We start from the raw sequence: 21263 nt of genomic DNA on the forward strand, positions 1-21263 counted from the left end.
CGTGGATAAATCCGCTAGTCCAGCAGTCCCTGGTACAGGTCTAGGATCTTCCTGGCGAGGAGGCTCGTGTACTTCGCGTTGACCAGGGTAATCTTGGCCGTTTCGAGGTTGTTTTTCTGTGTCAGGAAGTCGGTATAGGTGAGCGAACCGGCGTTTCTTTGTTCTTCGGCGACCTGGAGGGCTTCCTGCTCGGCTTGCACCTGCAAGATGGCGGCTTTCCATTGCATGTCCGCGCTCAAGGCGTTCAGGTACAGCTTTTCGATGCTGTTTTCGAGTGCCTTGGCGGTTTCTTGCATGCTGACCTGCGTCTCGGCCTCGCTTACCTGGGCCTGCAGCACCTTGTTCGTGGTGGAACCGCCATCGATGATGGGGATGTTGATGCCGAGCGATATGGAATTCTGCCATCCGTACTTGAGCTGGTTCTTGTAGGCTTTAGATTCCCATGCCTGCAGGCCGGTGGAGGAATTCGCCCCCAGCGTTACCGTGATAGAGCTGCCCTTGCCGGCGACTTCGGTGCTCTTCTTGGCCGCGCGGACAGAAACGCTGTCGGACTTGAGTCCGGGGTGCGCTTCCTTGACGTTTTTCTGCAGTTCGTCGAGTGACGGCAGCGGTGGCAGGGAATCCGGATGTTCCATGTCCGTCTCGGGTGCCGAAATCTGGAAATCGCTGCTGTCGTCCAGTTCCAGCAGCTGGCGGAGTGTCGTCTTCGACGTACTCACGTTCAGTTGTGCGGAAAGTTGCGCCGTCTGTTTCTGCAATACGTTGGACTGGCTTTGGGTGAGGTCTTTCTTGGTGATGGATCCGGCCTCGTAGAGCTTGCCGTAGTGCTCGAATTCCGCCTGGGCGAGCTCGACGGAAGCGTCTGCGGTGTGCAGTTTCTCGTTGGCGGCGAGCAGGTTCATGAAGGCGTTCAGCACGTTCTCCTGGACGGTGCGTTCCGTCTGCCGCGTGGCGAGCTGGGTCGCTTCTTTCGAAAGCTGGGTCGCCTCGACGTTCAGGCTGGTGGCGCCGCCATCCCAGATGGTGTACGATCCGGAAATGCCCAGGTTTAGGCGGTAGTGGTCTTCCTGGTCAATGAACGGATGGTCGAAAAGGGTGTTCTGGATGCTCGCGTTCACGCTCGGATAGTTGCCGGACTTTGCCTGCTTGATGCCGATGTCCGCTTTTTGCTCGCGGAGTTTGGCCGATTCCAGCGAAAGACTTTTCTGCTTGGCCTGCTTGAGGCAGGCTTCCAGAGTCCATGCGGATTCCGCGTGCAGCAGGGCTGCCGCCGCCAGGATGCCGATTAGAAAAGTTTTGGTCTTGTCCATGCCTTTTAGATGCCTGTCCGGGCTGTTACGTTGCCCGTTTTTGCGAAAATAGAAAAAAAGTCCGGTTGAACCGGACCTTCGAGAGTGGACGGTACTGGATTTGAACCAGTGACCTCTGCCGTGTGAAAGCAGCGCTCTAAACCAACTGAGCTAACCGTCCAATGCGAGTGCAAATATATAAAAGGTGTTGCGGGTTGTCAAGGGGGGGGGCCGCTGCGCGGCAGTTACGAGTTCTAAGTTCTGAGTTTCTAGGGCCACTTCGTGGCAGCTCTAAGTTACTAGAATTTCCATTTCCAAGAAGCTTCTTGGAAATGGAAATTCTAGTAACTCGTAACTATTAACTATCAACTAGTAACTGCGGCTATGCCGCCTACAAGTACTTGTCTTCGGCGGCGCGGAGAGTCGTGATGAACTCGGCCGGAGTTTTCGCGGCGATGAGGTCCTTGCGGACGTTTCCGTCGGCTAGGAGGCGGCTGACAGAAGAAAGGGCCTTGAGGTGCGGACCGACGGTGTTGCCCGGGCTCACGATGAGGATGAGCAGGTAGACCGGTTCGCCATCGAAAGACTGGAAGTCCAGGCCTTTCTCGACAGTGGCGGCGACCATGCACATGCGGTCAACATAGTCAATCTTGGCGTGTGGCACGGCGAGTCCGCAACCGATACCCGTGGAACGGCTCTGTTCGCGGTTCCATACGGCTTCAAAAATTTCGTCCCTGTGTTCCAGTTTGTAGGCGCTGCAAAGGGTGTCGACCAGCTCGTTCAGGATAGCTTCCTTGGTTTCGCTGGCAGAGTTGATAAGAATGCAATTATCCACAAATCTTTCAGAAAGACGCATAATGATTCCTTTTCTTTTGGCAACTAAATATTGTAGAAAAAAATAAGCCTTTTTGGGAGTCCAAAAAGGCTTTTGTAATATGAAAATATTTAAAATTGACGATATTTCGTTAAAAAATCACACAAATCTGCTTGTGAATAGATGATTTCGAACTTGTCCAGGGCCTTTCTGGATGTCATGACATCGATTTGTCCGGGAGCCTGGACGGAGTCGATGGCGGCATAGGTGAGGTTCGCTCCTTCCTTGAGGGACCAGAGCCTGCTTATCCTGCCCGTTTCTCCCATTCCGAACGCCCCGAAAAGTTCGAAGTACTTGGAGTACTTCTTTATAAACTTGTACAGGCGGTCGCAGTCTGTAGCGCTGTTGCTCATGGCGGCGATTTTCAAGCCGTCGGCCTTGACGCGGCGCAAGTCGTCGACAAGCGTCTTGAGCTCCATATCGTTCGGGATACGAACAAAGTTGTGCTCGGAAACGAGGATGCGGGTACCCCTTGCTGCAGCGAGTTTCTTGAGTTCCGCGAACTGGGCGAGGCAATCGCGTTCCAGGTCAAGCCATTCCGGGATTTCGGCGACGTCGAGGATTTCTTTCCACAGGGCGGGCCTGGCGACGGCCTGGGCGTCGGGAAACTGGCCCCCGTCCCGCTTGAGGCGGATGGTCCCGATCTGCATGGCGTGTGGTGCCACCTTGCGTACGCGCGAAGAAAGCTCCGGCCATTCGGAAGGCTTGAAGAAGTCGTAGCGGATCTCGATGGCGTTGCAGGCCTGCAAATCCATGAATACCGGATTCAGGGAATCCGCTTCGATGGCCTCGAGGACAGTCTTGTCCACCAGTCCGACCAGAAATTTCTCGTTGCTCTTTGGCATGGCCGAAATATAGCAACTGAGGATGACCGCCCGTCCAAGATTTTTCTAAATTAGGGAACAAAACAGAAGGAAGCTTTTTATGGCCGATTGCGAAGATAAGAACGAAAAACAGTCTCCCGAACTGATGAAGAAAGCCGAGGATTTTCTTGCCTCGAAGCGCCGCATTTTCTTGTGGGGCGGTGTTGACGACGAAAGCGCCGAACGAATCGTGAAGCAGTTGCTGTACCTGGATTCCCTGAATCACGAAGACATCGTTTTCTTTATCAATAGCCCGGGCGGAGTCATTTCGAGCGGCCTCGCTATTTACGACTGCATGAACGCCATCCAGAGCGACGTGGTCACGGTGTGTTGTGGCCAGGCGGCTTCTATGGGTGCCGTCTTGCTGACCGCCGGTGCAAAGGGCAAGCGTGTGGCATGGCCCAACGCCCGCATCATGATTCACCAGCCGCTTATTCACGGCGAGATTGTCGCTCCGGCGAGCGACATCCAGATCCAGGCCGAAGAAATGCTGCGCATCCGCGGCATCACGGGAAAGATTCTGGCCGAAACGAGCGGACACACGATTGAAGAAATCGACCGCGATACTGAACGCGACAACTTCATGAGTGCCGAAGAAGCCAAGGCGTACGGCCTTGTGGACAAAGTCGAGAGCCTTGTCTAATGGGTCTGTTATCTACAATTAAGCAGGGTCTTGCCAAGACGCGTGACGCCCTCGTGGGCGAACTGAAGGGCATTGTCGGTGTCGGGAAAATTACGGACGACACCCTCGAAGAACTCGAAGAACACCTGATCAAGGCCGACGTGGGCGTCGAGGCCGCCTTCCTATTGACGGACGCCCTGCGCGAGCAGGCTTTGGGGAAATCCCTCACGACAGAGCAGGTCCTCGATATCATGAGGGGCGAGGCGGAACGCCTGCTGAAAGACCCGCCGCCGTTCGAACTCAAGGGCAAACCTCACGTGGTGCTCGTCATCGGCGTGAACGGGGCGGGCAAGACTACCACCATCGGTAAGCTCGCCGCGCGCTTGATTGGCGAAGGCAAGAAGGTGATGATTGCCGCTTGCGATACTTTCCGCGCGGCGGCGATTGACCAGCTCGAAACCTGGGCGCAGCGCAGCGGAGCCGAATTCGTGAAGCACCAGGAAGGTTCCGATCCGGCTGCGGTAGCCTTTGACGCCTGCAATGCCGCTGTCGCCCGAGGCTGCGATGTCGTCCTGGTCGATACGGCCGGACGTCTCCACAACAAGGATTACCTGCTCGAAGAACTCAAGAAGATTGTCCGCGTCATCAAGAAGGTGAATCCGGAAATGCCGCAGGACATGTGGCTCGTGATTGACGGCAATACAGGACAGAATACCATTAACCAGACGAAACTGTTCAACCAGAGTTTCCCGCTCACGGGAATCGTGGTCACGAAGCTTGACGGAACCGCGCGTGGCGGAGCCGTACTTTCTATCGCGAGCTCGCTGCAGATTCCCATACGTTGGGTCGGCATGGGCGAACGCATCGACCAGCTGGTGCCTTTCAGCAAGGCCGAGTATGTAGAAGGGCTTTTCGAAAACGCCCTGGAAGAATCGTAACGGGGCTAGAATGGGTTGCAGAACGCTCGCTTTCGCATGGATGTCCGGCTTGCTGTTGACGCTTGCCGCCTGCGGAGGTGACGCCCCGTCTGTCGACGAGAATTTTGTTGAGACGTTCGTGGAATTGCGCGTTGCCGAACAGATGTACGGGACGGAATCGCCCATGGCGCGCCTTGCCCGCAGCAAGACTCTTGAAAAGCACGGCTATACCCGTGAAACCTTTTTGGCCGTGTCGGACAATATCTTGAACGATCCGCATTACTGGATGCCGTTCCAGAAACGCGTCACGGACAGGATAGATTCCGTTCTCAATCCGGAAGCCTACAAAAAAATGAAGGAAGAAGAAGCGGCGAAGGCCGCCGCCAAGAAGCTCAAGAAGCCAAGGGGAGAGAAAATACAATGATGTCCCGTCTTTCCACGTTGCTGTGCTGCGTCCTTCTGGCTGTGACTACGGGACTTGCCGCCCCTGCAAAGCCCAAGCTGGTTCACTGGATGGGCTATTCCGAGGCGCTTGAGAAGGCGAAGAACTCTGCCAAGCTGGTTTTTGTCGACCTCTATGCGGACTGGTGCGTCCCTTGCCGCGTGATGGATGCGAACGTCTACTCCGACCCGACCGTGGCCTCGATTCTGAATACCAGGTTCTATCCCGTAAAGCTGAACACGGATTCCCAGGACACGATTATGTGCGACGGCCAGAAGAAAACGGTGCAGGAATGTTATTTCCAGGTGTGGGAACTGCATGCGTTGCCCGCCTTCGTGTTGATTGCCCCGAAAGGTCTTTCTATATTGACAGTAACGGATTCCATGAGCCCCCAGGAGCTGCAGATGCTGTTGCTGCAGTTCCTTGACAAAGAGAAGGAGTGGATAGAACGATGAACGACCAGGTTTTACTCTACTTGCAGATTGCGTTCTGGGTGCTCGTCTTTTTGTTGGTCCTCTGTTATTGCCTTTTTCCGCTGTCATTGCCTTTCGTGAGCGAACTTTTCAAGCGCCGCCACCGCCATATCGACAAGAATTTTGAATTGCCGATGGTGACGCTCCTGATTTCTGCCTATAACGAAGAGGCGGTTATCGAACGCAAGATAAAGAACATCCAGGAAATCGATTACCCCAAGGAAAAGCTGGAAGTCTTGATTGGCGACGACGGTTCCGCCGATGCGACTGCCGAAATCGTGGCGCGGTATGCCGATCAGGGAATCACCTTGGTCAAGGCCCCGAAAAACGCCGGCAAGGCGGCGATGCTCAACCGTCTGCAGAAACTGGCTCATGGCGAAATCCTCGTGTTCTGCGATGCGAATACGATGTTCTTCCCGAATGTGATCCGCAAGCTGGTCGCCCCGTTCTGCGATACAAAAATCGGTTGCGTCTGCGGACACCTGATTCTTTCGGACAAGAGCGGTAGCGTCCTTGGCCGCGGCGAAAGTTCGTATTGGGATCTGGAATCCGAGATAAAGAAGTTCGAAGGTGTCCTGGACCGCCTGATAGGCGGCAATGGCGCCCTGTACGCTATCCGCAGGGAACTCTATACGGAACTGCCCGTGAAAAAGAGCGTCATGGACGACTTCTTCATTACGACCAAGATTTTGCAGAAAGGTTATTTCTGTACGTTCGTCCCGAGCGCAATCGGTACGGAACAGACCTCGAAAGAAGGCGGTGGCGAATACCGCCGCAAGGTGCGTATCGGCCGCGCGAATTTCAATTACCTGTTCTCTTACCTGCCGCTGCTGAATCCGTTCAGGCCCCTGCTCGCCTATCTGTTCCTTTCGCACAAGCTTCTGCGCTGGTTCTCCCCGCATATCCTGATTCTGCTCTTTATTATCAATGCCCTGCTCTTGACGGAAGGGACCGTCTACTGCGTGACCTTTGCCATGATGGTCCTTACTGCGCTTGTCTGCGTGACGAAGATTGTGCCGAGCGCCTTTTATTTCGTTTCTATGAACATGGCGCTGCTCAAGGGATTCTTCCTGGCTTTCCGTAGGGAAAAGAGTGGCGGCTGGTCTCGCGAGGCCAGAAGCGATGACGACGAAAGTGCCGCCGTGGCTGTCAAGGCGCTCCCGCTGGTATTTGCCTGTGCTGTCGCCATGAGCTCCGCTCCTGCGAACGCGTTTACGATGGATGTCCAGGGTGGCGTCGTCAACCACGTGAGCGAAATAACGGACTTCAACCTGAGCATTTATGGCCATTGGTGGTATCCTATCGACCAGATGGTCTTTGTTGGCATCGGTGGCGGTTATCAGGAAATCGACAATGTCGGTCTCGTGCCGCTGAGTGCCAGTGCCTGGATTCGTCTGCCGATGGGCGGACAGACTCTCCCTGTCGTTACAGGGGATCTCGGCTACCTGATCGGCAGTGACCATCAGCTATTCTGGAGGACCGGCGGTGGCTTGGATATCAAGAATGGCGACTATTCTTCTATCATGCTCATGGGCGGATACGAATTCCTGGAGCACGACGGCAAGGGATTCATTTATCTGCAGGCCGGCATCTTGATCGAACTTTAGCCAACTTTCTACCGCCTACTGTCTACTAACCACTGTTTACTTAACCACTTTAACAAGAGTGATGGATCCTCGGCCTTTGGCCAAGGATGACACTGCCAATTAAACACACTTCACATTGCGACGGAGTCGCTTACCCCTTCGCGAGCATTTCCATGAGTTCGGAATCCAGACGTTCGGGGTTGTCGTATTGGGCGAGTCCGTTATGTAGCGATTCGCCTTTGGACACGATGCCGAAATCCAGGTTCTTGTAGTTCCAGTAGCTGTAGCCCACGTCTGCTTCTCTCAGGATGTCGAGGAAATCGCGTGTCCAGGCAAGCTGGTATTCTCGGGGCACCTGTACGTATACGCCGAACTCGTTGCAGGCTACCGGCAAGTCGTACTTGGCCCTGAAATCGAGGGCGTTCTGGATGCTTGCCTGAAGGCGGGCTTTGTCCCATACGCCGTATTCGACGTCGAGACGCGTCGTGCCTCCGTTTTCGGGCGGGGCGTAGTCGCCAGGCCAGGGACGCTTGATCTTGAAGAACGGGTCGTTGATCCAGGCTGCGCCCTGGTGGGTGAAAGTCACCGGGGTGTAGGTGTGGAAACTGTAGATGGCGTTGTCGTCGTCCAGCGGAGTCAGCACGTTGAATTCTCGGGCGCTGTTCCACTTGTTGCTGCCTACCACGATGGTGTTTTTCGGGGCGTGCTTGCGGATTGCCCAGAAAAGTTCGTCTTTTACCTTGTCCCAGACCTTGGAATCGGTGCCGGCAGGTTCGTTCAGCAGTTCCATCATGACGCGGGTCTGCCCGCTATAGCGTTCGGCCATGTAGGCCCAGACCTTGCAGGCGCCTTCGCGGGCCTTGGGGTCGACAAAGAAGGGCTGTTCCTGGTACGATCCCAGGTGGAAGTCGTGGCCGGGACACTTGTGCAGATCCAGGATGACGTCCAGGTCGGCTTCCTGGATTTCCCGGAGCGCCTTGTCCAGCAGCGCGAAAACGGCGTCGTTGGGCTTGAGCTCGTCACCTTCGAACAAGTTAAAATAGTCTACGGGTAACCTTACGTGGTTGAACCCCGCCTCCCGGATGCGCCTGAAATCCGAGACACCGAGAAAACTCTCGATATGGGGCAACAGCCCCGGAAATCCTACGGGATCTTTTTCCTGGATGCAGTCTACTTGACTGAACCAGCCACCCAAATTCACTCCCCGTAGTCTTTCTTTTTTCATGTTTTATTCCGCCTTAAACAGAAGTTATTCGTTGGTAATGTTCAAACTTTCGTTGGCGATGTTCAGTTCCAGGATGACCTCCATGTCTTCCGGATAATCGTTGAATGCAATGACGAGTCCGACTTTCTTTTCTTCGTCCTTCTGCTTTTCGAACTGGACAACGTCGTTGATTTTCATTTTAATGACCGCTTCCTGCGTGACAGGAATTTCAATGGTCATTCCCTTGCTGATGGGTCCTTCTTCGATTTTTCCCTTGAACACCAGACTTTTTTGATCTTCGCCTAGCGAAGTCTTCTTGACATGAAATCTAGCCATTATTCTCTAGTCGTTATCTTTTATTTTGTGGTTCAATTTTTTTTGTGACCTGTTGAATGCCACGTATAAAAATTAACTTTTTTATATGACCCTCCGTGTTGGACGAATTCCGTTTTTAGTCTGTGCGCCGTTTTTCCATGACTTTTTGGAACGTGAAAAAGAATTCCCCGATATTGAATTCGTGGACGGTCCGCCGAGTGCCCACTGCGCTGGATTGAAAGACGGCTCGATACATTTGTCCCCGGCATCGTCTATCACTTTTGCGCAAAAGCCGGGCGCGTTCGTGCTGTCGCCGAAACTTTGTACGTCGTGCTCGTTCGAGGTGCGTTCCGTGAAGCTTTTTTCCAGGTTCCCGATAGAAGAGCTGTCTGGCCGCAAGGTGCGCATGACTAGCCAGAGCATGACTTCGGTCGCGCTTTTGCGGATTTTGCTGGAACTGCGCCATGGACTCAAGCCCGTGTACGTTTCGGGGCTTGCCGCGGAAGATTCCGATGACGCCTGCCTCCTGATTGGCGATATGGCTCTCGAAGAAAACGAGCGCCACCGCTTTGAATTTGACTATGATCTCGGTTCGCTTTGGCAGGACTGGCAGGGGTTGCCGTTTGTGTTCGGTACCTGGATTATTGCGAAGGAAGCTCTCGCTCCTGAAGTTCGTCCCGTGCTTGACAGGTATCTGGAAATGACAGAAAGGAGTATCGAACGGTTCCGTAACGACATATCCGGCTCGCTGGACCGGTGGCTTGCCAAATATCCGGTAAAGTTGCCCCGTCTTCTGGTGGAGGACTATTATCGGGTTCTGGATTACCGTTTTACCGAGGAACGCAAGGAATCCCTAGTGAAATTTTATAGATTTGCGGCGCAGTTGGGGCTGCTAGGGGTTGCCCCGAGACTAGAATTCATATAGTTTTATTGTTGTGACGGGGAGATCAGGGAATGGTCGAAGAAAAGATTCTCATCGTAGATGACAGCGCGGAAGTGCTGGAGAAAACTCAGAACATGCTGACGCAGGTGGGGTATAGCGTTGTACCCTGCCATTCTGGCGAGCAGGCTCTGGAAATCTTGAACAAGGAACGCTTTGACCTGGTGCTCCTGGATATCAATATGCCGAGCCTGAACGGCTACGAAGTCTGCCTGCGCATTCGGCAGATTTTTGCCCTGGACGACCTGCCGATCATATTCCTCACGAGCCGTGAAGATTCTGACAGCGTGACCAAGGGATTCCATGCCGGCGCTTCGGATTTCGTTTCGAAGAGCGCCCTTTCCGACGTGCTGTTGGCCCGTGTGAATGTCCACATTCGTTTGTCCAGAACGCTCCGGTTCTTGCGGGATATCTCGTTGACCGACGACTTGACCGGCTGTTACAACCGTCGCCATGGCGTGTATACCCTACGTGAATGGTTTGCCCGCAGCAAGCGCTACGGTACTCCGTTCTCGATGATTTATTTTGATTTGAACGGCCTCAAGAATGTGAACGACAGCTATGGCCACCAGGCCGGCGACCTTTTGCTCCGTTCAGTAGTCAACGCCTGCAAAAAACTTCTCCGCGAATCGGATTTGCTGTTCCGCATGGGCGGCGACGAATTCATGGTGCTTTGCCCGGATACCGACAAGCGCGGCGCATTCATTTGTGCGGAACGCATGCTCGAATCCGTCAAGGCGGTCACTATCGTAGACCAGTCGGTGACGTTCGCATACGGAATCGCCCATTCCAATGAAGACTACAAGGATGTGGACGAAATGCTCCACAGCGCAGATTCTTCGATGTACGAATGCAAGAAGAAAATGCGCGGGAAATAAAATCCTTTAAATCCCGGTTTTGATGGCGGCGAGCAACTTCTTCAAGTTGATCGCGATGTCGTCCCATTTTCCGTCGGTCATCAACTTGACGTTGAAGATGCTTGCCCCGAACGAAAGCAGGTTCGCACCGGCCTTCAGGTAGGTGCTGGCGTTTTCTGCGTTTACGCCTCCACATGCCATGAGCGGAATATCGCGGAACGGGCCGCGCAGCGCCTTGATGTATTCGGGACCGCCGACGCAGTTTACGGGAAATATCTTGACTGCCGTCGCGCCGAGGTCGAAGGCCTTCTGGACTTCGGTCGGGGTGAGGGCTCCCGGGATAATGGGGATGCCGGCAGTGCAAGAAAGCCGGATTATCTCGTTGCGCGTGTTCGGGGTGACAATGAATTCCGCCCCGGCGGCAAGTGCCTTTTCCAGGTCGTGGCCGTGACGGACGGTGCCTGCACCTACGGTGATGCCATGGGGCTTGGCGGCGGCCTTGAGCGCAGCTATGATCTGTTCGGCGTCAGCCGTGTTCATGGTGACTTCGATGGCCTTGAGGCCGCAGGCTGCTGCGGTCGTGGCGCAAAGTTCTTCGGCTCCTCGCGGAATGTCGCGCAGGATTCCGATAACGGGAGTGTCTTTCAAAAATTCAAGAAGGTTCATGGTTATAGTATAGAATTTTACGGTCCTGTTTTTTCTAAATTTGGCGTCAACATGTTATTTTCAGAACTTCCCCTGGTCAATCCCCTCCAGCGAGCAGTCCGTGCCGTTGGTTACGAACAGCCCACCCCCATTCAGGAACAGTCCATCCCGAGCCTTTTGGAAGGCAAGGACCTTCTGGGCATCGCCCAGACGGGTACGGGGAAGACGGCGGCGTTCGCGCTCCCGATTCTGCAACGGCTGCTTGATTCCGGGAAGTTCCGCGCACCCAAGACATGCCGTGCGCTGATTCTTTTGCCGACGCGCGAGCTCGCTATCCAGGTGGAAGAATGCTTCAAGCAGTACGCCCAGTTTACCGCGATTTCGACTACCTGCATTTTTGGAGGCGTGAGCGACGCTTCGCAAAAGCGCAACCTGATTCGAGGTGTCGACGTCCTGGTCGCGACTCCCGGGCGCCTGCTCGACCTGATCGGCCAGAAGGCTGTTTCGCTGAAGGCATTGGAATTCTTTGTGCTCGACGAAGCCGACCGCATGCTCGACATGGGATTCATCCACGATATCCGCAAGGTGGTGGCGCTGCTCCCGCAGGTGCGACAGAACTTGTTCTTCAGCGCGACGATGCCCGATGATATCACGAAGCTTGCCGCGACGATCCTGCGCCCGAATCCGGTTCGAGTGGAAGTGGCTCCGCAGAGCACGCCGATTGAACGCATCCGCCAGGAACTCTACCGCATCGACAAGCGCCGCAAGGGCGCCTTGCTCAAGGAACTTTTGCTTGCGCATCCCGAAATGAAAAAGGTGCTGGTGTTCAGCCGCACCAAGCACGGAGCCGACAAGATTACGCGCGTGCTCGAGAAGGCGGGAATCAAGTGCTCCGCGATTCACGGCAACAAGAGCCAGAACAGGCGCCAGGAAGCCCTCGGGAATTTCAAGAAGGAATCGATCCGCGTGCTGGTGGCTACCGATATTGCCGCCCGCGGCATAGACGTGGACGATGTCTCGCATGTGTTCAACTACGACTTGCCCGATGTGCCCGAGACGTTCGTGCACCGCATTGGACGTACCGCCCGTGCAGGCAAGGACGGCATCGCGATTTCGTTCTGCGCTCCTGATGAAGAACAGGACTTGCGCGCTATTGAAAAGCTCACGCGCATCCGCATTCCGGAAGGCGACAAGGCGATTTACGAGAAGCTGCCGCCGCAGCAGAAGGAAACGCCCGAAAGCGAGATGAGGAATGCCCGCGGAAGGTTGCCGCGCCGCGAAAATCCGGCGCACGGGAAGCCCGCTCAGCCCAAGACTGCACAAAAAAATGCGCAGCCTAAGCCCGCGCAAAAACCGGCACAGCCCGCTCGTGGGGAACATCCCGCGCCGTCGAATAACGCTCCCGCTCAGGGGAATGCCCCGCGCCACCGTCGCCGCAACCGCCCAGGTTCAAGGGCCCGCCGCCGCATGCGCGAAGCTGCGTCTAACTAACCGTAGATTATTCTACCAGACTGTAGCGCTGGCTCCTGCCGCCCTTGGGATTCGCCTTCACAATGCCTTTCTTGATGAGACTCTGTATTTCGCGGAGCGCGGTGTCGTGGCTTGTTCCAAAAACCCTGGCGACGTCCTTCGCTGTAAATTCTCGCGGAATTTCTCCAGCGAGGGCTGCTTCCAGAAGAACCTGTTCTCGCTCGCCGGTGGGCGTGCCTGTGAGTTTGTTCATAAAGGTGGCGTGACGGATTCCTGCCTGGAGTTCTTTTTTGCGGTTTTCTATTGCCGAGTCGATTTGCGAAAGGAACCACAGAATCCAATCGGTAAGGTCTCCGTTGCCGCACTGGGCCTTGTTCAGCGTGCGAAAATATCTGTCGCGGTTTTCCAGGATTTGCCTGTTGAGCGAAAACGGCAGATGGTTCGTCTTTTGTGCACGGCAGAGTTGCAATGCCGTGATGGTACGGATGAGCCTGCCGTTCCCTTCGCGGAACGGGCTTATCGTGAGGAACCAGAAATGCGCAATCGCGGCCTTGATGGTGCCGTCCATCGGGGACTTTTCGAACCAGTCAAAAAAATGTCCCATTTCGGTCTGGAGCCTTTCGGGGCCGGGGCCTGCAAAGCGCATGTTTTCGGAGACGACTTCGTAGGAGGTCTCACGGTAGCCGGGAGTCTTGTGGCCGGTCAGTGCAGAATGCCAGCCGAACAGGCGCTCCGGAGTGAGCGGGTTTGCACTGTTCTCGATAGCGCCGAGGTAGTTGCGGATATGTACGGAGTGGGCCTGGGAACGGAGTGCGAGATCTTTTGCTACATCGTCGAGATCCAGAGCGTACCCGTCAATAGCGAAGTTGGCGACGATGTCGTCGGTGATGACTCCCGTTTCGAGATCCTTGGAGTTGACAAAGGTCAGGAGACCTGCCAGTCGCCCTTCCTCGAAGCACGTTTTGCCCAGGGCGTCGAGCACGCGCTTGTTGTCGAATCGGAAATGGGTCCAGTCCGGGAATTGGTGGATAAAAAGCATACGGATAATATAAATCTTTTTAACGCAAGCGGTGCGTAGAAAAAAGATGCTATATTTTGAAAAAGTTTCCTGTGCCCTGAAAAGCCTTGAGAGAACCCCGTGAAAGCCGGGGACGGTCGCGCCGCTGTAAGGGAGGACGAAACCGGCAAGAACCAATGTCCGGAAACGGATGTGAAGGAGCCGGGAGTAGGGCGATCCCCGAGTCAGAAGAACTGTGGGAAACTGTTGAACGAGGAAAGATGCGAACGACGTCCTTCTGCAGGACCGCAGTGTACGCGGTCTTTTTGTACTGTGCCTGCTCATGGGCACAGGAGGTACAAGACCTTGGCACGACCGAGGTCTCGGCTCCCGTTTCTGCGGGCGTTGCAGCTGCCGGTGCGGGCTATACCGAAATTCTTCCTGCGGCGTGGGAAGGGAAATCCCTGACAGCGGCAGACCTGCTTTCGGCCCTTCCCGGGGTACAGGCGTACAAGCAGGGCGGCCTCGGGAGTTTCCAGTCGGTATCCATCCGCGGCATTGCCGCAAGAAACATCTTGATTTGTGTGGACGGCGTGCCGTTGAACGATGCGAGCGGCGGTGCCGTGAACCTTTCGTCCATCGATTTGAACCAGATGGAAAAGGTGGAAGTCTACAAGGGAAACGTGCCGGCGAAGTTCGGCGTGTCGGGCCTTGGCGGTGCCGTGAATTTTGTCACCAGGAATGCCGTAAAGAGGGGCGGGCGAGTCCTTGCCGCCTATGGGACGCACAATACGTGGGAAGGCGCCTTCCAGGTAAGTTCCCCGGTAACGGACAGCGTCATGTTCGCTTCTTCGTTTGCCACGCGGCATTCCGACAACGACTACGAGTATACGAACAGGAACGGGACGCAGTATAACGATGACGACGACTACACGGCGATTCGCGAAAACGCCCAATATACGGATGTGTCCGGTAACGTACAGTTCCGCATGCTGCACGGCAACGGCTATTTTTCGACTTTGTCCGTAACGGCATCGCGTTTTGAGGGAGGGAACCCCGGCAAGGAAGAACAGCAGACCAAGGTGGCCAAGTTCGTGGGCGAGTCGGCGCTTTTGCGCTATGGTCTGGAATCGGCGGGTTACCTGGACGACAGGCTCTTTTTGGCTGGCGGAGTGTCGGGCCGTTTCGACAAGAATCTCTCTAGCACTTATTACCCGTTGGACCATGTGGGTTATGGCAATTCCCGGTTCCTGCAATATGGGGCGGCCACGTACAAGCTTGTTCCCGAGATTTCGGCGGAGTTCTCTCCCGTAAATCGCCTGAAAACGGAAGCGCGTGTCGCGGGAGAATGGGAACGTGCCGAGGCGCGCGGCGATTCCAAGGACTGGGCGCTAGACCGTTGGACTTTGCTTGGTTCCGGCGATTTGTATTTACAGGTTTTCACGTATGCAGGCGTGGGCAGCGAAGGCTCCGTCCAGTTCTTGAAAGACCGCCTGGACGACGGTGTTTTTGTACAACCGTCCGGTTCGCGGATTCTGGAAGATGCCGGCGAGCGCGACGCGACGTTGTCCGGACGTATCTATTCCCGTTTCGGCACATCGGAATCGCCGCTGAGCGGGGAAGTTTCCATAGGACGTTTTTACCAGCAACCTGCCTTGATGGAACTCTATGGCACGTTCCCCGGGGCACTCTCGAATCCGGACCTCAAGCGCGAAAAGGCGACCCGCTTCGAGGCCTCAGGGCAGTTTATGTTTCCGGGACGCCGGACATCGTTGCGGGCGGCGTATTTCGAGTCGCATATCGAAGACGGAATATGCTGGGTAATCTCGGTAGAACTCTTGCGTGCCGAGAATATCGCACGGTCGCTTGTCCGTGGCGCGGAATTCGAACTGAACAGCAGCCCCTCCAGGTTCATGGATATCGTGCTCCGCGCGACGTTCCAGAAGACGGAGGACCGCTCGCATTCCAACAGTTACAACGGGAACATGCTCCCCGGCGAGCCGGCACGGGCGTATTATGCCGGCGCGACCTTGCATCTGCCGCTGCACCTTGATTTGGCATGGGTGTCGGAATGGCGCAGCGTCATCTACAGCGACCGCGCAAACCGTATGGATCAACCCGCCGTGGCTACACACCGTGCCGACCTCGCATATAACCCGTTCGAAAAGACTCGGCTTGCGTTCGCAGTGGCGAATATCACCGACGAGACGTACCGGAATTTCTACACGCCCTTTCCCATGCCGGGCAGGGAATACAAGTTCACAATCATACAGGGGTTCTAGCCCCCGCGCGTCATAGCGTAAAGCCAGAAAAGGAAACACAATGAAAAACAATCTCTCAAAAACGAAAGGTTCCATCGTGAAGGGTCTCGCCCTTGCCTTCGGCCTTTCTTCTTTCGTCATGTTCACTGCTTGCGGTGACGACTCCTCCAGTTCTTCTTCTCCCGAAGGAAACGAAGGCGAAGAACTCTCCCTGACGGGTGCCGTTTTCGGTTCCGACTACAAGACCGGTGAACTACGCTGGATTGACAAGGACGGAAAGATTTCGGAAAAGAGTCTTTCGTTCCATCAGGATTCCAAGGTGCTTGTTGACGGTGCCGACCTGTACGTGCTGGAACGCATGGGTGCCGACAACATCTCGCTGGTCGCCCCCGAAAAGCTGGATTCCGATGGTGAAAAGGCGGTGGTGTGGCAGGTTTCCCTGGACGACGGCGCCAACCCGGTGGACATGGAATTCGACGGTGAGAACGCCTGGGTCGCGCTGCAGAACGCCGATTCCCTGGTCAAGATTTCTACGGCTGACGGCAAGGTGGTCAAGTCCATCAAGACGGGCAAGTTCGCTTACGAAGGCGAAAAGTCTCCTTATGTCGCCGACATCGAACTGAACGACGGAAAGCTTTATGTGCTGATGCAGCGCTACACGATGGATGCCGAGACCTGGGTGACGACTTATCCCAAGGGACTCCTTGCCATTTACGACGCCTCCACGGGTGACCTGAAGGATACCGTGCAGTTGCTTAACCAGAACCCGACTGCCATGGCTTTCTTTGACGGTGCCGTTTATGTGGCAAGCCAGGGTGAATACAACGCTTCTTACGGAACCGATGCCGATGACAAACGCGGTATCGAGAAGGTGAACCTCAAGGATAAGAAATCCGAATTGGTTATTTCTGGTGAAAAGCTCGGTGGCGGCGTCTATGCGTTCGTTGCAGACAAGGGAACCGCCTATGCCGCAGTCTATAAGGGCTATGGCGATGTCCCTCTGGCCAAGATTGACCTTGCCGCGAAAAAGGTCGAAACGGTTAAGGGTGTTGCCGATGCAGAAGGCTCCCTCTCCGCGAAGGATGGCAAGGTCCTGATCGGTGATCGCAGTTCTGGTGCCGAGGCGGTGCTGATGTACGACGGTTCCAAGGTGTCCAAAATCGAGAGCCCGAAGGGCGCTCTTCCGGCATACAGCGTTGTGCTGTTCTAATCCTTGGCATAGTTATTTATCCTGAAACAGAAAGACGTGTCGGTTCTCCGGTGCGTCTTTTTTTGTGGGCGTGCGTATTTATTAAATTTTTGATATGCAGAAAATTGATACATGGTACAAGGCGGAGGGCTATTGCCCTATAGAGGAATTTGAACTCGCGAGCTACCTGCTTTTTGAGGCAGGCGTGGCGACGCTCGAGGAACTGGACCCCAAGGCGGAAGGCCGCACGGACTTCTGCTTTTATACGGGCGACAAGGCCGAACGCGACCGCATCGTGGCCGAGTTCCCGCAGTACCATTTTACGCTGAGCGACGAACCCGCGAAGGATTGGGACAAGTGGTGGCGCGACCGCGCGCAGCCCGTGTCTGTGTCCCCGCATTTGTGGGTGCGCCCGCCCTGGGTGGAATTTACGCCCGACGACCCGAAGGCCGTGGTGCTTGAACTTGAGGCGAAAACGGCTTTTGGTACCGGCGAGCACGACACGACAAGCAGTTGTGCGACTCTCATGGAAAATATCGATTTCAACGGCAAGACGGTGCTCGACATCGGTACGGGAACGGGTATTTTGGCGATGTACGCACGCCGCTTGGGCGCAAAGCTTGCGGTAGGCACCGAAATCGACCCGCTTACCATTCCCTGCATTGCCGAAAACTTCGAACGCAACGGTTTCGACAAGAGCGACTGCATTCTCGGATTTTTGGATGCCTTCAAGGACGGCGCCAAATTTGACGTCATCCTCTGCAACATGATCCGCAGCGAACTGTGGCCGCTTCGCGACGATATCGAAGACTTGCTTGCCGCTGGCGGCGAACTCATCATTTCGGGTCAGCTCCTGACCGAGAAGGATTATATCCTCAAGTGGTTCGAAGAAGCCGGCTTCAAGGTGAAGCAAGAAAGAATCAGTACGGAGTGGTGGAGTGTGCTCGCGGTTAATGCCTAGTCATTATTGCGAGACGATAAAACAATCCGCTTTTATTTCCCGCGTCGCCTGGAACTGAACTGTACCGGGGGAGTATTCCTGTTCTTGCCGCCAAAGTCGCGGCGGCTATCGTTTCCGCGATTCTTGTTGAAATCGCGATTGTCGCGGTTGGCATGGAATTCGCGACGTCCTTCGCGCTGGTTGTTGCTGGATGCGTCGCCGAACTGCGCGGCACGGCGTTCCCTGCGGGCGGAATTTTCCCAGCGGCCCTTCTCGCCGACTTTCTTGGGCACGATGGTGACGGAGCGCTGTTCGCGTTTCTGCTGTTCGCGCTCGCGGTACTCGGCGTTGGCTTCGCGTTCCTTGCTCGGGAAAAATTCCTTGCCTTCGGCCTTGGCGCTGCGGCTTAATAGCAGGCGCCCAATTTTGCCGAGCTTCAGGCGTTCTAAAGTCGCGCGGATTTGCGGGCGGTTCTCGGGTATGTACCAGAAGAAGAATTGCCGCTGGCTCTTCTTTTGCTCCGGAGTCTTCGCCACGTAAAGTGGCTTTCCGTCGGGCGTGAGCTCGGAATAGAACATCTCGGTGGCAATCGTCATCGGCGTGGGGGTAAAATCCTGCACCTGCTCCAGTTGGAACCCGAGCTGCTTTGTCTCGAGTGCAAGTTCCGCCATATCGGCCTCGGTGCATCCCGGGTGGCTACTGATAAAGTAAGGGATAATCTGCTGGCGCTTGCCGATGCGCTTGCATTCGTCGTCGAAGAATTCCTTGAACTTGTGGAACAGCGTAAAACTCGGCTTGCGCATGAGTTTCAGCACTTCGTCGCTCGTGTGTTCCGGCGCCACCTTCAGGCGTCCGCTCACATGATAGTCGATGAGTTCGCGGGCGTATTCCTCGTGGTCGCGGCGCAGTTCCTCGTCGTTCGTCTCTTGCAGCAGCATGTCGTAGCGGACTCCGCTCCCGATAAACAGGTGCTTTACCTTCGGATGGTTGCGCACTTCGCGGTAGAGTTCCAAGAGCTCCTTGTGGTGCGTGTCCATGTTGTCGCAAATCTTGGGCGTGAGGCAACTGGCCCTCGCGCATTTCTGGCATCGGCCGGGGTCCTTGCCGCGCATGTTGTACATGTTGGCGCTCGGGCCGCCCAAATCGGTGATGGTACCGGCAAAACCGTCCATCTTGGTAATCAAATCGACTTCGCGCAAAATGCTTTCGCGGCTACGGCTCGCGATGAACTTGCCCTGGTGCGCGTTGATGGCGCAAAAACTGCAACCGCCGAAACAACCGCGGTGCGTGTTGATGCTGAACTTGATCATGTCGAACGCGGGCACGTTGCCACGCTTCTTGTAACGCGGATGCGGTTCACGCGCGTACGGGTATTCAAAGCTCTCGTCGAGTTCGCCGTATTCGAGCGGCGGGTACGCGGGGTTTATCACGACGGTCTGTTCCGCGACATCCTGCAATATGCGGCGCTGGAACCACTTGTTGCATTCGATGTCCACCTTGCGGCAGTTTTCCATTTGCGTGCGCTTGCTCGCGAGGCATTCCTCGTGGCTTGCGAGCCGCATGTCTTCCCAGTGGTTGTTCTTCGGGACGTTCCCCTTGGGCGCGAGGTATGCTGTTTGCGGAATAGAATTCAAACTTGAGAACGGCACTCCCTTCTTTAGGAGCCTCACCATCTCTTTCAGGGGCTTTTCGCCCATGCCGTAAACGAGGAGGTCGGCCTGCGTGTCGAACAAAATACTCGGTTTTAACTTGTCGCTCCAGTAATCGTAATGCGTCACGCGGCGCAAACTCGATTCTAGCCCGCCGATCATCAGCGGAACATCGGGGTAGAGCTTCTTTAAAATCTTCGCGTAGGTGTACGTGGCATAGTCGGGGCGGAACCCTGCCTTGTTGCCGGGAGTGAACGCGTCGTCGCTACGCAGGCGCTTGGCGGCGGTGTAGTGGTTCACCATGCTGTCCATGCCGCTGCTGATTGCGAAGAACATGCGTGGCTTGCCCAACTTCTTGAAATCGCGCAGGTCGTCGCGCCAGTTGGGCTGCGGCAGAATCGCGACCCGCAAACCTTCGTGTTCAAAGAGGCGCCCGACCACGGCATGCCCGAAGCACGGATGGTCCACGTAGGCGTCGGCACTCACGATAATCACGTCCACGTAATCCCAGCCGAGTTCGTCCAGGTCTTCCTTGCAGATGGGTAAAAATCGCGGGTCGTAGGTGGCCATATCGCAAAATGTAGAAAAAAGGCTGTTTTTTTATGGACGGCTATTGGAATTACGCGTCTTTTAGTGTATTTTTCAAAGAGAAATAGAGGAGAATGAGATGCATTTGTTCAAAATATTTCCTATAGCCCTGTGCTGTGCCGCCGTGTCGTTCTGGGCTTGTGGCGACGATTCCAGTTCCGGTCCTTCAAATGAAGAAGCACCGGCCTCTTCCGATGATGGCCAGCTGTTCCATTTGTCGAGTTCCCCTACCCTGAGCAGTTCCTCCGTTGACGAACCCACTTCGTCGGAACCGCGCGGGCAGATTATTCCGGAATCTTCTTCGGCACCGGCCCATCCTGGGCAGAATTGCGCTTCGGACGTGTTTCCGAATGTTACCGTCAAGAATATCGAAACGGTGAGTATAAGTTGCAGTTCAGGAACCGAAGGCTGGCTCGTCCTGTTGGCCGACCAGAACAAGCTCCTTACCTGTAAGGACGGCAACTGGGAAGAATCCCTGCTGGACGATTGCTAGTCCTCGCCGCTTGCTGAACAGTTTGCTTCGGCATCGCGTCTGGAGTAGACGCAACCGCAATAATTTTGTCTGTAAAGGTTGTATTCGGCGGATAGCTGGATCGACCTCTTGTATCCACCCTTTTTCTTGAAATCGCTCGGAAGCCTGCGTACGCCGTAGGCTTCGCTTTGTTCCTGAACCACCTCGTTCAACACCTTGGCGTCTTTTTTGGGGCTTATGGTGAGGGTGGTAGTAAAGTAATCGGCGTTCAGCTTCTTGGCGAGCCGTGCCGATTCCGCGAGGCGCAATTCAAAGCACTTGCGACAACGCTTGCCACCTTCGGGTTCGTTTTCGAACCCGCGTACGGCATCGTAGAATTTTTTCGGGTCGTATTCGCCCTCGATGAGTGTTACGGGATTCTTCGTCTTGAATTCCGCGACAAACCGCTTGATTTCGTTGACCCTGTGCTGGTATTCTTCGGCAGGGGCGATATTCGGGTTGTAGTAGAACAACGTAATCCTGAAATACTGCGACAGGTATTCGATAGTGTAGCTGCTGCAGGGGGCACAGCATGCGTGCAATAGCAAGTGCGGCACTTCTCCGGTGCGTTCCAGGCGCCGGATGATATAGTTCAGGTCGCGTTGGTAATTGTGGTAGGCTTCGGGCATCT

21 protein-coding genes, 1 tRNA gene and 1 riboswitch are annotated in these 21263 nt (G+C 55.2%); of the genes, 12 read left to right on the top strand and 10 right to left on the bottom strand.

Annotated elements, in window-relative coordinates; genetic code table 11:
- Window positions 1-14: 14 nt before the first annotated feature.
- From B3M32_RS03045 to B3M32_RS03060, 4 genes are all read right to left on the bottom strand, one after another.
- Entirely contained in the window at window positions 15-1310 is a 1296-nt protein-coding gene (locus B3M32_RS03045; protein WP_290743507.1) for a TolC family protein, read from the bottom strand.
- 85 nt (window positions 1311-1395) lie between these two features.
- Window positions 1396-1470 (bottom strand) — tRNA-Val (locus B3M32_RS03050).
- Between the two features lie 210 nt (window positions 1471-1680).
- A complete protein-coding gene (locus B3M32_RS03055) occupies window positions 1681-2145 on the bottom strand; it encodes a PTS sugar transporter subunit IIA (RefSeq protein ID WP_290743508.1) in 465 nt (154 codons plus the stop codon).
- A gap of 89 nt (window positions 2146-2234) precedes the next feature.
- The gene (locus B3M32_RS03060; RefSeq protein ID WP_290743509.1) at window positions 2235-3008 is read right to left on the bottom strand and encodes a type I 3-dehydroquinate dehydratase; all 774 of its coding nucleotides are present in this window, start codon (window positions 3006-3008) and stop codon (window positions 2235-2237) included.
- A gap of 79 nt (window positions 3009-3087) precedes the next feature.
- Between B3M32_RS03060 and B3M32_RS03065 the strand changes: the two genes are divergently transcribed.
- The 5 genes from B3M32_RS03065 to B3M32_RS03085 are packed head-to-tail and all read left to right on the top strand — an operon-like array spanning window position 3088 to window position 7087.
- A complete protein-coding gene (locus B3M32_RS03065; RefSeq protein ID WP_290743510.1) occupies window positions 3088-3669 on the top strand; it encodes an ATP-dependent Clp protease proteolytic subunit in 582 nt (193 codons plus the stop codon).
- The gene (gene ftsY, locus B3M32_RS03070; RefSeq protein ID WP_290743511.1) at window positions 3669-4586 is read left to right on the top strand and encodes a signal recognition particle-docking protein FtsY; all 918 of its coding nucleotides are present in this window, start codon (window positions 3669-3671) and stop codon (window positions 4584-4586) included. Before B3M32_RS03065 ends, ftsY begins: the two co-directional genes overlap by 1 nt.
- Window positions 4587-4596: 10 nt before the next feature.
- Window positions 4597-4989, top strand: a complete 393-nt coding sequence (locus B3M32_RS03075) for a hypothetical protein (protein WP_290743512.1) — start codon at window positions 4597-4599, stop codon at window positions 4987-4989.
- Window positions 4986-5462, top strand: coding sequence for a thioredoxin family protein (locus B3M32_RS03080; protein ID WP_290743513.1), 477 nt, complete (start codon window positions 4986-4988; stop codon window positions 5460-5462). Before B3M32_RS03075 ends, B3M32_RS03080 begins: the two co-directional genes overlap by 4 nt.
- Window positions 5447-7087, top strand: a complete 1641-nt coding sequence (locus B3M32_RS03085) for a glycosyltransferase family 2 protein (protein WP_290743514.1) — start codon at window positions 5447-5449, stop codon at window positions 7085-7087. Before B3M32_RS03080 ends, B3M32_RS03085 begins: the two co-directional genes overlap by 16 nt.
- A 130-nt stretch (window positions 7088-7217) precedes the next feature.
- On the opposite strand, the gene B3M32_RS03090 is transcribed toward B3M32_RS03085, so the two are convergent.
- Both B3M32_RS03090 and B3M32_RS03095 read right to left on the bottom strand, forming a co-directional pair.
- Window positions 7218-8291: a glycoside hydrolase family 5 protein gene (locus B3M32_RS03090; protein ID WP_290743515.1), complete on the bottom strand. Its 1074-nt coding sequence runs from the start codon at window positions 8289-8291 to the stop codon at window positions 7218-7220.
- Between the two features lie 24 nt (window positions 8292-8315).
- Window positions 8316-8606 carry a hypothetical protein gene (locus B3M32_RS03095; RefSeq protein ID WP_290743516.1) on the bottom strand — a complete coding sequence of 97 codons (291 nt, stop codon included), beginning with the start codon at window positions 8604-8606 and terminating at the stop codon, window positions 8316-8318.
- An 85-nt stretch (window positions 8607-8691) separates the two neighbouring features.
- Here B3M32_RS03095 and B3M32_RS03100 point away from each other — a divergent pair, with 85 nt between their 5' ends.
- Together B3M32_RS03100 and B3M32_RS03105 are read left to right on the top strand one after the other, a co-directional pair.
- Complete coding sequence (locus B3M32_RS03100; RefSeq protein WP_290743517.1) at window positions 8692-9510, top strand: menaquinone biosynthetic enzyme MqnA/MqnD family protein; 819 nt, start codon at window positions 8692-8694, stop codon at window positions 9508-9510.
- A 29-nt stretch (window positions 9511-9539) separates the two neighbouring features.
- Window positions 9540-10403, top strand: coding sequence for a GGDEF domain-containing response regulator (locus B3M32_RS03105; protein ID WP_290743519.1), 864 nt, complete (start codon window positions 9540-9542; stop codon window positions 10401-10403).
- A 6-nt stretch (window positions 10404-10409) separates the two neighbouring features.
- Here B3M32_RS03105 and B3M32_RS03110 read toward each other — a convergent pair whose 3' ends face one another.
- Window positions 10410-11048, bottom strand: coding sequence for a bifunctional 4-hydroxy-2-oxoglutarate aldolase/2-dehydro-3-deoxy-phosphogluconate aldolase (locus B3M32_RS03110; RefSeq protein ID WP_290743520.1), 639 nt, complete (start codon window positions 11046-11048; stop codon window positions 10410-10412).
- Between the two features lie 51 nt (window positions 11049-11099).
- On the opposite strand from B3M32_RS03110, the gene B3M32_RS03115 reads away from it, so the two are divergent.
- Window positions 11100-12518: a DEAD/DEAH box helicase gene (locus B3M32_RS03115; protein ID WP_290743521.1), complete on the top strand. Its 1419-nt coding sequence runs from the start codon at window positions 11100-11102 to the stop codon at window positions 12516-12518.
- Between the two features lie 7 nt (window positions 12519-12525).
- On the opposite strand, the gene B3M32_RS03120 is transcribed toward B3M32_RS03115, so the two are convergent.
- Entirely contained in the window at window positions 12526-13536 is a 1011-nt protein-coding gene (locus B3M32_RS03120; RefSeq protein ID WP_290743522.1) for a Fic family protein, read from the bottom strand.
- A gap of 52 nt (window positions 13537-13588) precedes the next feature.
- Window positions 13589-13770, top strand: a riboswitch (cobalamin riboswitch).
- Window positions 13771-13775: 5 nt separating this feature from the next.
- Here B3M32_RS03120 and B3M32_RS03125 point away from each other — a divergent pair.
- The 3 genes from B3M32_RS03125 to B3M32_RS03135 all read left to right on the top strand — a co-directional run bounded on the left by B3M32_RS03125 (window position 13776) and on the right by B3M32_RS03135 (window position 17905).
- Window positions 13776-15776, top strand: coding sequence for a TonB-dependent receptor (locus B3M32_RS03125; protein WP_290743523.1), 2001 nt, complete (start codon window positions 13776-13778; stop codon window positions 15774-15776).
- Between the two features lie 40 nt (window positions 15777-15816).
- Window positions 15817-16965, top strand: a complete 1149-nt coding sequence (locus tag B3M32_RS03130) for a YncE family protein (RefSeq protein WP_290743524.1) — start codon at window positions 15817-15819, stop codon at window positions 16963-16965.
- Window positions 16966-17059: 94 nt separating this feature from the next.
- A complete protein-coding gene (locus B3M32_RS03135; protein ID WP_290743526.1) occupies window positions 17060-17905 on the top strand; it encodes a 50S ribosomal protein L11 methyltransferase in 846 nt (281 codons plus the stop codon).
- Between the two features lie 32 nt (window positions 17906-17937).
- Here B3M32_RS03135 and B3M32_RS03140 read toward each other — a convergent pair whose 3' ends face one another.
- Window positions 17938-20103: a YgiQ family radical SAM protein gene (locus B3M32_RS03140; protein WP_290743527.1), complete on the bottom strand. Its 2166-nt coding sequence runs from the start codon at window positions 20101-20103 to the stop codon at window positions 17938-17940.
- Between the two features lie 97 nt (window positions 20104-20200).
- Between B3M32_RS03140 and B3M32_RS03145 the strand changes: the two genes are divergently transcribed.
- The gene (locus tag B3M32_RS03145) at window positions 20201-20614 is read left to right on the top strand and encodes a hypothetical protein (RefSeq protein WP_290743528.1); all 414 of its coding nucleotides are present in this window, start codon (window positions 20201-20203) and stop codon (window positions 20612-20614) included.
- Here the strand turns inward: B3M32_RS03145 and B3M32_RS03150 are convergent.
- A complete protein-coding gene (locus tag B3M32_RS03150) occupies window positions 20611-21261 on the bottom strand; it encodes an epoxyqueuosine reductase QueH (protein WP_290743529.1) in 651 nt (216 codons plus the stop codon). The genes B3M32_RS03145 and B3M32_RS03150 overlap by 4 nt on opposite strands.
- Window positions 21262-21263: the final 2 nt, after the last annotated feature.

Origin of the sequence: Fibrobacter sp. UBA4309 (genome assembly GCF_002395745.1) — a bacterium.
GTDB lineage: Bacteria > Fibrobacterota > Fibrobacteria > Fibrobacterales > Fibrobacteraceae > Fibrobacter.